Consider the following 12,684-nt stretch of genomic DNA (forward strand, 5'->3'; position numbering starts at 1 on the left):
CGGGCTGACCCGTCCGGGGCACGGCCTCCGGGTCCGCAGCCGCCGTCGGAGGGCCGGCCGCCTCCCCCTTGTTACGCGGTCGGCCCGGTGGTGCCCGCGGTGTCGAGGAGGTGCCAGAAGCGGGGGGTGAGGGATCCGGCGGCCGGGGGCGGTGCGGTGCGGGTGGTGGCGCCCCAGTGGGTGGGGACGTGGTGCTCCTGGTGAAGGGCGGCGAGGGCGTCGGCGAGGGTGTCGGCGGGGGCGGGGACGATGCGGGCGAGGGCGCGGAGGTGGGGCTGCCAGCGGCCGGTGACGCACTGGCGGAGGAGGTGGTCGAGCGCCTCCCCGCGGCCGGTGGCCTCGACGAGTGAGGGCAGGCCGAGGCCGAGGACGTCGGCGAGGGCGCGGGTCTGTTCCTCGTCGCCCTCCCAGCGGTCGGTCAGTTCGGCCTGCCGGTAGGAGTCGAGGGTGGTGCCGGTGCGCTCGGCGACGGCCGCCTGGCCGAGCTCACGGGCGACGCGGTGGTCGCGCAACCGGACCGGGCGGGTGTCCATCAGCTGGACGGCGGGGCACCAGAGGGCGCGGGCGAGGGCGATGAACTCCGGTTCGCCGGGGCGCAGCTCGCCGCTCTCCCAGGCGAGGACGTGGGCGGGCAGCAGCCGTACGCCGTGCGCGGCCAGGCCCTCGGCGACCTGTTCGGGGGTGAGGCCGAGGGCGGCCCGGTGGGCGCGGGCGGCTGCGGGCGAGAACGGCACCGGGGGCGGGGCGGCGGGGGGCTTTCTGCGACGCATGCCACCGAACGCTAGGCGCGGACCACGGCGCGGCCCCAGCGACCGAACCCACGAAGCGGCCGACCCGGGGGCGGTGCCGCGCTGGGCGATCCCACAGCTCATCGGCCGCCGTCCCGTGTGACCAACCCCTCCGTGACCTCGGTTGACTCCCGGTTCGGCCGCGTGATGGGATCCTGGGGCCAATCGGAGGCATGGAGAGGAAGCCGGTGCGAGTCCGGCGCGGTCCCGCCACTGTCACCGGGGAGCACGCTCGGAAATCTCGCCACGGCGGGCCGTCAGAAGCCGCTGGAAGGCACCGGGAGTGCGTCCGACCCGGAAGCCAGGAGACTCTCGCCCCCGCTACGTCGATCCAGGGCGCGGACCCTGAGTGAGGACACGCACGCGATGCAGGCTGCCCCGCCCGGCCGGACTCCGAGCTGCCTTCCGCCGAGCCGCCTCCCGATGAGCCGCCTTCCGCTGGGCTCCCCCTCCGTGAGCTGTCCCTCCGTGAGCCGCCGTCCGGCGTGCGGCCGGTGACCGTCCGTCCTGCGGCCGGCCGCCGCTGGGGCCGCGCCGCCGCGTTCGCGGTGGGTGCCGTCGTGGGCTACGCCGCCGACGCCCGCTTCGCCGACCCGCGCCGGGGCCACCCGGTGGCCGTCTTCGGCAGCGCCGCCACCCGCCTGGAGCGGCGGCTGTGGCGCGACGACCGGGCGGCCGGGGCCGGGTACACGGCGCTGTGCGTGGGTACGGTCGCGGCGGGCGCGCTGGCCCTGGACCGTACCGTCGGCCGGCGACCGCTGGGCCGGGCCGCGCTCGCGGCGGCCGCGACCTGGACCGTGCTCGGCGGCACCTCGCTGACCCGGGAGGCCCGCGCCATCGGCCGCTCGCTGCAGCAGGGCGACCTGCGGGCCGCGCGGGAGCGGCTGCCGCACCTGTGCGGGCGCGACCCGAGCGCGCTGGACGAGCAGCAGATCGCCCGCGCGGTGGTCGAGTCGGTGGCCGAGAACACCGCCGACGCCGTGGTGAACGCCCTGGCCTGGGGCGCCCTGGCCGGCACGCCCGGGCTGCTGGCCTTCCGCGCGGTGAACACCCTGGACGCCATGGTGGGCCACCGCTCGCCGCGCCACGCCCGGTTCGGCTGGGCCTCGGCCCGGCTGGACGACGTGGCGGGCTGGCCCGGCGCCCGGCTGACGGCCCTGCTGACGGTGGCCGCCGCCCCGCAGCCGCGGACGGCCTGGCGGGTCTGGCGGCGCGACGGCTCCTCGCACCCGAGCCCGAACGCCGGCCAGGCGGAGTCGGCGTTCGCCGGCGCGGTGGGCGTGCGGCTGGGCGGGACCCTGCAGTACGGCGAGCGCGTCGAGCACCGGCCAGTACTGGGCGGGGAGCTGCGGCCGGTCACGGTCGACGACATCGAACGGGCCTGCACGCTCTCCCGGCGGGTGGGCGCGCTGGCGCTGGGTACGACGGTCGCGGGGCACGTCCTGCTGCGCGCGCTCCGTGGGAAGAGGGGAAGGGCATGACGAACGCGCTGCTGGTCGCCGGGACGACCTCGGACGCGGGCAAGAGCGTGGTCACCGCCGGCATCTGCCGCTGGCTGGCCCGCCAGGGCGTGCGGGTCGCGCCGTTCAAGGCACAGAACATGTCGTTGAACTCCTTCGTCACCGCCGACGGCGCCGAGATCGGACGCGCCCAGGCGATGCAGGCGCAGGCCGCCCGGGTGGAGCCGGAGGCGGCGATGAACCCGGTGCTGCTGAAGCCCGGCGCGGACGGTCGCAGCCAGGTGGTACTGCTGGGCAGGCCGGTCGCCGAGGTGGGCGCGCTGGACTACCGCGAGCGCAAGCCCGTCCTGCTGGAACGCGCCCTGGAGTGCCTGGCCGATCTGCGCAGCCGCTACGAGGTGGTCGTCTGCGAGGGCGCCGGATCGCCCGCCGAGATCAACCTGCGTGACCGCGACATCGCCAACATGGGCCTGGCCACGGCCGCCGGGCTGCCGGTGGTGGTGGTCGGGGACATCGACCGGGGCGGTGTGTTCGCGGCGATGTACGGCACGCTGGCGCTGCTGTCCGCGGAGGACCAGCGGCACGTGGCGGGCTGGTTCGTCAACAAGTTCCGCGGCGACGCGCGGCTGCTCGCGCCCGGCCTGGAGATGCTGCACGGGCTGACCGGCCGTCCGGTGCTGGGCACCCTGCCGATGCTGCCCGGGCTGTGGCTGGACGCCGAGGACTCGCTGGACCTGTCGACCGTGGTGGACCGGGTCGACGGGCGCGGCCCGCTCGGGGCGGACGTGCTGCGGGTGGCCGTGGTGCGCTTCCCCCGGCTGTCCAACTTCACCGACGTGGACGCGCTGGCGCAGGAGCCCGGCGTCCTGGTGCGCTGGGCCACCAGGCCGGAGGAGCTGGCCGACGCCGACCTGGTGGTGCTGCCCGGCACCCGGGCCACCGTGGCGGACCTCGCCTGGCTGCGCGAGCGCGGCCTCGAACCGGCGCTGAAGGCGCGCGCGGCGGCCGGGCTGCCGATCCTCGGGGTCTGCGGCGGCTACCAGATGCTGGCACGCGGGATCGTCGACGAGGTGGAGTCCAAGGCGGGCGCCGTCGACGGGCTCGGCCTGCTGCCGACGCAGGTGCGGTTCGGCGTCGAGAAGGTGCTGGCGCGGCCGGTCGGCGAGGCGTACGGCCGACGGGTCGTGGGCTACGAGATCCACCACGGGGTGGTGACCGTGGAGGGGGGCGACAGGTTCATCTCCGATGACCGGGGGCAGAGCCTGGACGGCTGCCGGGCGGGCTCGGTCTGGGGCACGACCTGGCACGGCGTGCTGGAGAACGACGGCTTCCGCCGCGAACTCCTGCGCGAGGTGGCCGACCTGGCCGGGCGGGCGTTCGTGCCGGCCCCGGACACCTCGTTCGCCGAGGCCCGCGAGGCCCGGCTGGACCGGCTGGGCGACCTGATCGAGGAACACGCGGACACCGACGCGCTGTGGAAGCTGATCGAGGGCGGGGTGCCGGCGGCCGGATCGCTGCCGTTCCTGGCGCCCGGGGCACCTGGGAGTGACGCATGACTGACGTCCGCTATCCGTTCACCGCGATCGTCGGCATGGCCGACCTGCGGCTCGGGCTGCTGCTGAACGCGGTCTCCCCCGCTGTGGGCGGCGTGCTGGTGCGCGGCGAGAAGGGCACCGCGAAGTCGACCATGGTGCGCGCGCTGGCCGGCCTGCTGCCGTCCATCGCCACCGTGGAGGGCTGCCGCTTCGCCTGCGACCCGGCCGCGCCCGACCCGCAGTGCCCGGACGGGCCGCACTCCGCCGCCGTGAGCCACGAACGGCCCTCCCAGCTGGTCGAGTTGCCGGTCGGCGTGGCCGAGGACCGGATCGTCGGCTCGCTGGACCTGGAGCGCGCCCTGGCCGAGGGCGTCAAGGCGTACGAGCCCGGACTGCTCGCGCGGGCGCACCGCGGCGTGCTGTACATCGACGAGGTGAACCTGCTCCAGGACCACGTGGTGGACCTGCTGCTGGACGCCGCCGCGATGGGCCGCTCGTACGTCGAGCGCGAGGGCGTGTCGGTGCGGCACGCGGCCCGCTTCCTGCTGGTCGGCACGATGAACCCGGAGGAGGGCGAGCTGCGGCCGCAGCTGCTCGACCGGTTCGGCCTGACCGTCGAGATCGCCGCCACCCGGGACCCGGCCGAGCGCGCCGAGGTGGTCCGGCGCCGGCTCGCGTACGACGCGGACCCAGCCGGCTTCGCCGCGCGGTTCGCCGAGGAGGAGCGGGCGCTCGCCGAACGCATCACCGCGGCCCGGGAGTTGCTCCCCAAGGTCGAGCTGACCGATGTGGCGCTGCGTCAGATCACCGCGGTGTGCGCCGCGTTCGAGGTGGACGGCCTGCGTGCCGACATCGTGATGGCCCGCACGGCCGTCGCGCTCGCCGCCTGGGACGGTCGCACCGAGGTGCTGGAGGAGGACGTCCGCCAGGCCGCCCGGCTGGCGCTGCCGCACCGGCGGCGCCGCAACCCCTTCGACGCTCCGGGGCTGGACGAGGAGCAGCTGGAGCGGACGCTGGAGGAGCACTCCCAGGGCGACGACGACCCGGAGCCCGAGGGCGACGGCCCGGGCCCGGAGGGCGGCCCCGACGGCGGCGGCCCGGACGGCGGTGGGGCGCCCGAGCCGTCCGCCGACGGCGCACCGGAGGCGCCCGCGGAGGACGGACCGGACGGCGCGGAACAACAGCCGCAGCAGCCCGTCCCGACCCAGCACCCCTCCCCCGCACGGGAGTCGGCGCCGGTCGCGGCCGGGGACCCGTACCGGACCAAGCTGTTCACCGTCCGCGGCACCGGCCACGGTGCCCAGGGCCGCCGCTCCCCCGCCGAGACCAACGGCGGCCACACCATCCGCGCCCGCCGCCCGCAGGGCGCGCTGGGCCGGCTCCACCTGACCGCGACCCTGCAGGCCGCCGCGCCGCACCAGGTGGTGCGCGGGCGCAGCGGCCGGGCGCTGGTGCTGCAGAAGGACGACTTCCGCGAACAGGTGCGTCAGGGGCGGGAGTCCAACCTGGTGCTGTTCGTGGTCGACGCCTCCGGATCGATGGCCGCCCGGCAGCGGATGACGGCCGTCAAGGGCGCCGTGCTGTCCCTGCTGATGGACGCCTACCAGCGGCGCGACAAGATCGGCATGATCACCTTCCGCGGCACCGGCGCCGAGCTGGCGCTGCCGCCGACCTCCTCCGTGGAGGTCGGCGCGGCCCGGCTGGAGTCGCTGCCCACCGGCGGGCGGACCCCGCTGGCCGAGGGGCTGCTGCGGGCCCACGAGGTGCTGCGGGTCGAGCGGCTGCGCGACCCGAGCCGCCGCCCGCTGCTGGTCGTGGTGACCGACGGCCGGGCCACCGGCGGGCGCGACGCGCTCGCCCGCTCCCACCGCGCGGCCGCGCTGTTCGCGGCGCAGGGCACGGCGAGCGTGGTGCTGGACTGCGAGTCCGGCCCGGTCCGGCTGGGCCTGGCCCGCACCCTGGCCGGGCAGCTCGGCGGCACCGCCGTCAGCCTGGACGAGCTGCGCGCCGAGGGCGTGGCCTCGCTCGTCCGCGAGAACCGTCCCACGACCGTCCGCGACAACCGCGCGACCACCCTGCGAAAGGCGGCCTGACCCATGCCCAAGGGCGTCCCCGAGAGCGTCCCCGACGACGGTCTGACGACCCGTCAGCGCCGCACGCTGCCGATCACCGCCGTGCACACCGGCCCCGGCAAGGGCAAGTCCACGGCCGCGTTCGGCATGGCGCTGCGGGCCTGGAACCAGGGCTGGCCGGTCGGGGTGTTCCAGTTCGTGAAGTCCGCCAAGTGGAAGGTCGGCGAGGAGAACGCGCTGCGCGTGCTCGGCGCCTCCGGCGAGGGCGGCACCGTCGACTGGCACAAGATGGGCTCCGGCTGGTCCTGGATCCAGCGCTCCGCCGAGCAGGAGATGACCAGCGAGGAGGCGGCCAAGGAGGGCTGGGAGCAGGTCAAGCGCGACCTCGCGGCCGAGACCTACCGCTTCTACGTGCTCGACGAGTTCACCTACCCGATGCACTGGGGGTGGATCGACGCCGACGAGGTGGTGTCCGTGCTCAAGGACCGCCCGGGCAGCCAGCACGTCGTCATCACCGGCCGGTACGCCCCCGAGGCACTGACCGACTTCGCCGACCTGGTCACCGAGATGACCAAGGTGAAGCACCCCATGGACGCCGGCCGCAAGGGCCAGCGCGGCATCGAGTGGTAGATCGAGTGGACCGTTGAGCACAATCCCCCGCCTCGTCGTCGCCGCGCCCTCCTCCGGCGCCGGCAAGACCACCGTCGCCACCGGCCTGATCGCGGCGCTCGCCGCGCGCGGGCTGGCGGTGTCGCCGCACAAGGTCGGCCCGGACTACATCGACCCGGGCTACCACGCGCTCGCCGCCGGGCGCCCGGGCCGCAACCTGGACGCCTTCCTGTGCGGGCCGGAACGGATCGCGCCGCTGTTCCTGCACGGCGCGGCGGGGGCCGACGTCGCGGTCGTCGAAGGCGTCATGGGCCTGTTCGACGGGGCCTCGGGGCGCGGCGAGCTGGCGTCCACCGCGCACGTCGCCAAGCTGCTGCGGGCACCGGTGGTGCTGGTGGTGGACGGCTCCTCGCAGTCCCGCTCGGTGGCCGCGCTGGTGCACGGCTTCGCCTCCTGGGACCCGCAGGTGCGCCTGGCCGGGGTGATCCTCAACCGGGTCGCCTCCGACCGGCACGAGCACCTGCTGCGCGAGGCCCTGGAGGAGGGCTCCGGCGTGCCGGTACTGGGTGCGCTGCGCCGCTCGGCGGCGGTCGCCACGCCCTCCCGCCACCTCGGGCTGATCCCGGCGGTGGAGCGCTCGGCGGAGGCGCTGAAGGCGGTCGCCGACATGGGCGACCTGGTCGCCTCCTCCGTCGACCTGGACGCACTGCTGGAACTCGCCCGCACCGCGCCCGACTTGGACGCCGAACCGTGGGACCCGTCGACCGAGGTCACCCCGGTGGCCGGGCGGCCGCGGATCGCGGTCGCGGGCGGCGCGGCGTTCTCCTTCTCGTACGCGGAGAACGCCGAACTGCTCGGCGCGGCAGGGGCGGAGGTCGTCCCGTTCGACCCGCTGAACGCCACCGCGCTGCCGGCCGGGACGGCCGGGCTGGTCATCGGCGGCGGCTTCCCGGAGCTGTACGTAAGGGAGTTGAGCGGGAACGCCGCGCTGCGCTCGGCCATCGCCGCGTTCGCCGCCTCGGGCGGGCCGATCGCCGCCGAGTGCGCCGGACTGCTGTACCTGGGGCGGGAGTTGGACGGCCTGCCGATGTGCGGCGTGCTGGATGCCGGCGCCCGGATGACCGAACGCCTCACCCTCGGCTACCGGGAGGCCGTCGCGCTGCACGACTCGCCGCTCGCGCCGGTCGGCACCCGGCTGCGCGGGCACGAGTTCCACCGGACGGTGTGCGAACCGGGCGCGGGCGAACACCCCGCCTGGGGCTGGCACTTGCCGACCGGGCCGCGCACGGAGGGCTTCGCCGGGAGCAATGTGCACGCCTCCTACCTGCACCTGCACTGGGCGGGGGCGCCCGCGCTGGCGTCGTCCTTCACGGCCGCGGCGGCCGCCCACGGCGGCAGACCGTAGGATCCGCCCATGCATGTGATCGTCCTCAACGGCGGCTCCAGCTCCGGCAAGTCGAGCATCGCCCGCTGCCTGCAGGAGCTGCTGCCCGAGCCGTGGCTGCACCTCGGCGCGGACACCATGGTCGACGCCCTGCCGCCCGCGCTGCGCGACGGCGGCGAGGGCATCGGCGGCCTGGACGGCGGGGACGGGACGGTCGAGGTCGGGACGGCCTTCGCCCGGCTGGACGCCGCGTGGACGATCGGGGTGGCGGCGATGGCCCGGGCCGGCGCCCGGATCCTGGTGGACGAGGTGTTCCTCGGCACCACCGCCTCGCAGGCCCGCTGGCGGGCGGCCCTGGACGGCCTGGACGTGCTCTGGGTCGGCGTGCGCTGCGAGCCTGCGGTGGCCGCGGCCCGGGAGGCCGCACGCGGCGACCGGGTGGCCGGGATGGCCGCCGCGCAGGCGGAGGCGGTGCACGCGGGGGTCGCGTACGACCTGGTGGTGGACAGCTCACGGGCCTCCGCCGCCGAGTGCGCCCGCACCATCGCCGCGCGGGTGGGCGGGCGCCGCGTCCGGCCGGTGGCGCCGGGTCAGTCCCGGTCGAGCAGCGAGGCGAGGTAGCGCGCCGTCTCCTCGCGCAGTTCCTCCGGCACCGGCGTGCGCAGGTGTCCGCTGCCGGCCGTCGCGTTGAACAGCACCCCGTCGCACCAGCGGACCAGCCGCCGGGCGTCGGCCACCGGGTCGGCCGAGCCGCACCGGGCGAGCAGGGCGGCGGCGATGTCGGCGAAGCGCGCACCCAACCGGTCGTAGACGGCGCGCAGTTCGGGCCTCCGGGTGGCCTCCAGGGCGAGTTCGAGGCGGGCCAGGGTGACCTGGCGTCCGGTGGTGAGCGCCTGGAAGAGGAGGTCGGCGCCGACCCGTTCGAGCAGTTCCCGGGGCGAGGCGTCGGCCGGGGGCTCGCCGGTGAGGACGGGGTGGTCCGAGGTCTCCCGCGCGACGATCCGGACCAGCGCGACCTCCAGCAGGGCGGCCCTGGTCCGGGCGAGGTTGGAGGTCGATCCGGCGGGCAGCCCGGCCTCCTCGTCCACGGCGCGGTGGGTCAGCCCGCGCAGGCCGCGTTCGGCGATCAGGGTGATGGCGGCGTCGGCGATCAGGGTCGGGCGCGGGGGTGTCATGGGTCCGATCATGGCCTTTCTCCTCGAACGATCCCAACCCACTACGGCAGTAGTCCATCGGAACTACATGTGTAGTACGGTACGCACAGCGGCAACTACAGCCGTAGTGTGAGCGTCGGAGAGGAGCCCACCCATGGGCAGGCACCAGGCGATCGTCATCGGCGGCGGCATCGGCGGGCTGGCCGCCGCCCTCGCCCTCCACCGACAGGGCGTCCCCGTGACCGTCCACGAGCGCGCCGCCTCGCTCGAACCCGTCGGCGCCGGACTCGCCCTCGCCCCCAACGCCCTGCGCGCCCTCGACCGGCTCGGCGTCGGCGCACGCCTGCGCTCCCTCGCGGACAGTCACCCCGCCGTCGGTCTGCGCCACCCCTCCGGCCGCTGGCTCGCCCGCACCGACACCGCCACCTTCGAGGCCTGCTTCGGCGACACCATCGCCGCCGTCGCCCGCGCCGAGGTCATCGCCGCACTGGTCGACGCCCTCCCGGAGGGCACCGTCCGCACCGACTCGCCCGCCTCGCTCGTCAACCCCGGGAGCGCCACCGAACCCGCCGTCGTCCGGACCCCGGACGGCGAACGGTCCGCCGCACTGGTCGTCGCCGCCGACGGCATCCGCTCCGCCACCCGAGGCCTGCTCTTCCCCCGGCACCCCGGCCCCCGCTACAGCGGCTTCACCACCTGGCGCACCATCGTGACGCCCGCCCGCCGACCGGCCGCCGTCGGCGAGGTCTGGGGACGCGGACGGCTCGCCGGGGTCGTCCCGCTCGCCGACGGCCGGGTCTACGTGTACGGCGCCGCCCTCGCCCCCGCCGGCGCCCGGGCCGCCGACGGCGACGAGAAGGCCGAACTCCTGCGCCACTACGGCACCTGGTGCGCCCCCGTCCCCCAACTCCTCGCGCTCGCCGAGCCCGACCGCGTCCTGCGCCACGACGTCTGGGACCTCGCCGACCCCCTGCCCGCCCACCACCTCGGCCGGGTCGCCCTCCTCGGCGACGCCGCCCACGCGATGTGCCCCTTCCAGGGCCAGGGCGCCTGCCAGGCCATCGAGGACGCCGTCGTCCTCGCCGCCCCGCTCACCCCCTCCACGGACCCCGTCACCACCCTCCCCGGCTACACCGCCGCCCGGCTCCCCCGCACCACCGCCATCGTCACCGGCTCCCGCCGCATCGGCGACCTCGTCGCCCTCCGCACCCCCGTCGCGACCCTGCTCCGCACCACCGCGCTCACCCTCGCCGGCCTCCTCCCCGCCCGCGCCCTGCTCAGCCGCTCCGCCCGGACCTACGACTGGCAGCCGCCCGCCCTGGGCGGAGCCGCCTGAGGAGCGGCCGAGGCCGTGCAGCGTTCGGCCCGTGGGGCCGGGCGGCGGACCCGGCCGGGGAGCCGTCAGACGCCGTTGCCGAAGGTGCCGCCGTCGGGCGCGCCGCCGCCGACGGTGCCACGCAGGGCATCGGCGCGGCAGCAGGCGGCGCAGCGGAGGCGGGTGTAGATCGTCACCGCGCCCATGAAGACGTCCTCACGGCCGTCGGCCGGGGACGGGGAGGCGGCGGGCCCGCCGCAGTCCAGGCAGGGGCGGTGGGGGCGGGCGGCGACGGAACAGGCCCGGCAGATCAGGTGGGTGGGGCACTCGGCGTGCACGACGACGGGCTGGGGGCCGCCGTCGAGCAGGTGGTCGCACCAGGTGCAGGACTCGTCCTCCTGCGCCGCCAGCATCCGGGCCCGGGTCTCCCGCTGCCACGCGGCGGCCTGCCGCAGCGGGACGGTCACCGGCGGGCCCCACCCGGCGGCGGCGAGCCACCGGGCGCCCTCCGCACCGGCCGCCCTCAGCTGGTCGCCGACGGCGATGTCCCTGGGCGTCCTGTCCTTCATCGGGCCTCTCCTCCGGTGCGGTTCCGCAGGGTCCGCAGGCGCGGGCTCCGTGGGGTCAACGCAGCCGGGCGGCCACCGGACACGCGCCGCTGCCCGACACCCGGCCCGGGTCGGGCGCCGGGCGCCGGGTCGGGCGCCGGGCGCCGGGTGTGTGGGCGCCGGGTGTGTGGGCGCCGGGCGGCCGGGGCTCAGTCGAGGAGCGGCTCGGTGTCGCCGTGCGCGACGAGGAGCTTGCGCAACAGCCCGTCGAGCTGGGCACGCTCGTCGTCGTCGAGTGCGGCGAGGATGCGTTCCTCGTTGTCGACGTGGCCGGCCAGGGCGCCGTCGATGAGGTCCTTGCCCGCCGGGGTGAGGCGGATCAGGACGGCGCGACGGTCGTCCGGAGAGGGGTTGCGCTCGACCAGCCCCTTGGCGCTCAGCCGGTCGACCCGATTGGTGATGGCGCCGGAGGTGACCATGGCGGCCTTGAGGAGGGCACGGGCGTTGAGCTCGTAGGGCGCGCCGGAGCGGCGCAGGGTGGCCAGGACGTCGAACTCGGAGGAGTCCAGGCCACAGGTGGTGAAGTACTCGCGCAGGGCGTTGTCGACCCGGACGTTGAGCCGCCGCAGTCGGCCGATCAGGCCCATGGCGCCGGGGTTCAGATCGGGACGGGTCCTCGCCCACTGCTCGACGATGTCGTCGACGGTGTCGCGCTGCTGCATGGTCTGCCGCCTTCCTGGCTCTGCTTCCGGGAGACCCCCGCCCGAATATCTTAACCTTCACATACTTGACGTTCACCTACCTTGGCGCGTAGAACTTATCTCAACGTTCAGATAATCAACGTTGAGGGGATGGCCGTCATGGACCGCAAGCGCGCAGGAATCGCCGCCACCGCTGCACTCGCCCCGGCTGCCTGGGGCACGACCTACCTGGTCACCACCCAGCTGCTGCCCGAAGGCCGCCCGCTGCTGCTCGCCGCGCTGCGCGCCCTGCCCGCCGGGCTGCTGCTGCTGGCGATCGGCCGCAAGCTGCCCAAGGGGCGCTGGTGGGGGCGGGCGGCAGCGCTGGGGATGCTCAACATCGGGCTGTTCTTCCCGCTCATGTTCGTCGGCGCGTACCGCCTGCCCGGCGGGGTCGCGGCCACCATCGGGGCGATCCAGCCGCTGCTCGTCGCCGGGTTCTCGATCGGCGTGCTCGGCGTACGGCCCGGACGGCGCACACTGTTCGCCGGACTGGTCGGGGTCGCCGGGGTCGCACTCCTGGTGATCAAGAGCGGCGCCCGGCTGGACGGCATCGGGATCACCGCAATGGTCATCGGGATCGCGCTGATGGCCATGGGCACCGTCCTCACCCGGCGCTGGGGCCGCCCCGAGGGCGCCACCCTGACCGACCTCACCGCGTGGCAGCTGCTCGCCGGCTCGGTCTTCCTGGTCCCGCTCGCGGCGTTCGTCGAGGGCGCGCCGCCCGCACTGAGCGCCGCCAACCTGGCCGGCTTCGCCTACCTCGGGCTGTTCAGCACCGCGCTCGGCTACGTCCTGTGGTTCCGCGGCATCGCCCACCTCGGCGCCGGCCCGGCCTCGTTCCTCGGCCTGATCAACCCGGTCGTCGCGACCGTCGGCGGCCTCGTCGTCCTCGGCCAGACCCTCACCGGCTGGCAGGTCCTCGGCCTCCTGCTCGCCCTCGGCGCCCTGGTCGTGGGCCAGGCCCCCGCCCGCAGGACCGCCGCCCCGGCCCCGGCTCCCGCCCCGGTCCCCGCCGCTGCTCCGGCTCCGGCCGCGGTCCCGGTCCGGGTCCCGGCAGCCACTCGCTGACCAAGCAG

At 75.9% G+C, this 12,684-nt stretch carries 12 protein-coding genes and 1 riboswitch; of the genes, 8 read left to right on the top strand and 4 right to left on the bottom strand.

Annotated features, from left to right (window positions below; all coding sequences use genetic code 11):
- Window positions 1-71: 71 nt before the first annotated feature.
- Window positions 72-770: a helix-turn-helix domain-containing protein gene (locus ACZ7KX_RS18380; RefSeq protein WP_470327314.1), complete on the bottom strand. Its 699-nt coding sequence runs from the start codon at window positions 768-770 to the stop codon at window positions 72-74.
- A 196-nt stretch (window positions 771-966) separates the two neighbouring features.
- A riboswitch (cobalamin riboswitch) is annotated at window positions 967-1,100 on the top strand.
- Window positions 1,101-1,282: 182 nt separating this feature from the next.
- Here ACZ7KX_RS18380 and ACZ7KX_RS18385 point away from each other — a divergent pair.
- The 6 genes from ACZ7KX_RS18385 to cpt are packed head-to-tail and all read left to right on the top strand — an operon-like array spanning window position 1,283 to window position 8,469.
- Window positions 1,283-2,269: a cobalamin biosynthesis protein gene (locus ACZ7KX_RS18385; protein WP_350521310.1), complete on the top strand. Its 987-nt coding sequence runs from the start codon at window positions 1,283-1,285 to the stop codon at window positions 2,267-2,269.
- On the top strand, window positions 2,266-3,804 hold the full coding sequence (locus ACZ7KX_RS18390) for a cobyric acid synthase (protein ID WP_470327315.1): 1,539 nt from the start codon (window positions 2,266-2,268) through the stop codon (window positions 3,802-3,804). The genes ACZ7KX_RS18385 and ACZ7KX_RS18390 overlap by 4 nt, the downstream gene beginning before the upstream one ends.
- Window positions 3,801-5,876, top strand: coding sequence for a putative cobaltochelatase (locus tag ACZ7KX_RS18395; RefSeq protein ID WP_470327316.1), 2,076 nt, complete (start codon window positions 3,801-3,803; stop codon window positions 5,874-5,876). The genes ACZ7KX_RS18390 and ACZ7KX_RS18395 overlap by 4 nt, the downstream gene beginning before the upstream one ends.
- Window positions 5,877-5,879: 3 nt before the next feature.
- The gene (gene cobO / locus ACZ7KX_RS18400; RefSeq protein WP_350521313.1) at window positions 5,880-6,485 is read left to right on the top strand and encodes a cob(I)yrinic acid a,c-diamide adenosyltransferase; all 606 of its coding nucleotides are present in this window, start codon (window positions 5,880-5,882) and stop codon (window positions 6,483-6,485) included.
- 13 nt (window positions 6,486-6,498) lie between these two features.
- On the top strand, window positions 6,499-7,869 hold the full coding sequence (locus ACZ7KX_RS18405) for a cobyrinate a,c-diamide synthase (RefSeq protein ID WP_470327317.1): 1,371 nt from the start codon (window positions 6,499-6,501) through the stop codon (window positions 7,867-7,869).
- Window positions 7,870-7,884: 15 nt separating this feature from the next.
- The gene (cpt, locus tag ACZ7KX_RS18410) at window positions 7,885-8,469 is read left to right on the top strand and encodes a chloramphenicol phosphotransferase CPT (protein WP_470327475.1); all 585 of its coding nucleotides are present in this window, start codon (window positions 7,885-7,887) and stop codon (window positions 8,467-8,469) included.
- On the opposite strand, the gene ACZ7KX_RS18415 is transcribed toward cpt, so the two are convergent.
- On the bottom strand, window positions 8,439-9,035 hold the full coding sequence (locus ACZ7KX_RS18415; RefSeq protein WP_470327318.1) for a TetR/AcrR family transcriptional regulator: 597 nt from the start codon (window positions 9,033-9,035) through the stop codon (window positions 8,439-8,441). The genes cpt and ACZ7KX_RS18415 overlap by 31 nt on opposite strands.
- Before the next feature lie 121 nt (window positions 9,036-9,156).
- Here ACZ7KX_RS18415 and ACZ7KX_RS18420 point away from each other — a divergent pair, with 121 nt between their 5' ends.
- Window positions 9,157-10,338 (top strand): FAD-dependent monooxygenase, encoded by a 1,182-nt coding sequence (locus ACZ7KX_RS18420; protein WP_470327319.1) that lies wholly within the window; start codon window positions 9,157-9,159, stop codon window positions 10,336-10,338.
- A 65-nt stretch (window positions 10,339-10,403) separates the two neighbouring features.
- On the opposite strand, the gene ACZ7KX_RS18425 is transcribed toward ACZ7KX_RS18420, so the two are convergent.
- Together ACZ7KX_RS18425 and ACZ7KX_RS18430 are read right to left on the bottom strand one after the other, a co-directional pair.
- The gene (locus ACZ7KX_RS18425; RefSeq protein WP_470327320.1) at window positions 10,404-10,886 is read right to left on the bottom strand and encodes a hypothetical protein; all 483 of its coding nucleotides are present in this window, start codon (window positions 10,884-10,886) and stop codon (window positions 10,404-10,406) included.
- A gap of 188 nt (window positions 10,887-11,074) precedes the next feature.
- Window positions 11,075-11,587 carry a MarR family winged helix-turn-helix transcriptional regulator gene (locus ACZ7KX_RS18430; RefSeq protein WP_350521318.1) on the bottom strand — a complete coding sequence of 171 codons (513 nt, stop codon included), beginning with the start codon at window positions 11,585-11,587 and terminating at the stop codon, window positions 11,075-11,077.
- Between the two features lie 138 nt (window positions 11,588-11,725).
- Here ACZ7KX_RS18430 and ACZ7KX_RS18435 point away from each other — a divergent pair, with 138 nt between their 5' ends.
- A complete protein-coding gene (locus ACZ7KX_RS18435) occupies window positions 11,726-12,676 on the top strand; it encodes an EamA family transporter (protein WP_470327321.1) in 951 nt (316 codons plus the stop codon).
- The last annotated feature ends 8 nt before the right edge of the window (window positions 12,677-12,684 follow it).

This window comes from Kitasatospora sp. NPDC038210 (assembly GCF_055600605.1).

What these genes read in the sequence shown, in the direction of transcription:
- ACZ7KX_RS18380 (WP_470327314.1), bottom strand. Translation starts at nt 770, where the DNA reads ATGCGTCGCAGAAAGCCCCCCGCCGCCCCGCCCCCGGTGCCGTTCTCG.
- ACZ7KX_RS18390 (WP_470327315.1), top strand. Translation starts at nt 2,266, where the DNA reads ATGACGAACGCGCTGCTGGTCGCCGGGACGACCTCGGACGCGGGCAAG.
- ACZ7KX_RS18395 (WP_470327316.1), top strand. Translation starts at nt 3,801, where the DNA reads ATGACTGACGTCCGCTATCCGTTCACCGCGATCGTCGGCATGGCCGAC.
- cobO (WP_350521313.1), top strand. Translation starts at nt 5,880, where the DNA reads ATGCCCAAGGGCGTCCCCGAGAGCGTCCCCGACGACGGTCTGACGACC.
- ACZ7KX_RS18415 (WP_470327318.1), bottom strand. Translation starts at nt 9,035, where the DNA reads ATGATCGGACCCATGACACCCCCGCGCCCGACCCTGATCGCCGACGCC.
- ACZ7KX_RS18420 (WP_470327319.1), top strand. Translation starts at nt 9,157, where the DNA reads ATGGGCAGGCACCAGGCGATCGTCATCGGCGGCGGCATCGGCGGGCTG.
- ACZ7KX_RS18425 (WP_470327320.1), bottom strand. Translation starts at nt 10,886, where the DNA reads ATGAAGGACAGGACGCCCAGGGACATCGCCGTCGGCGACCAGCTGAGG.
- ACZ7KX_RS18430 (WP_350521318.1), bottom strand. Translation starts at nt 11,587, where the DNA reads ATGCAGCAGCGCGACACCGTCGACGACATCGTCGAGCAGTGGGCGAGG.
- ACZ7KX_RS18435 (WP_470327321.1), top strand. Translation starts at nt 11,726, where the DNA reads ATGGACCGCAAGCGCGCAGGAATCGCCGCCACCGCTGCACTCGCCCCG.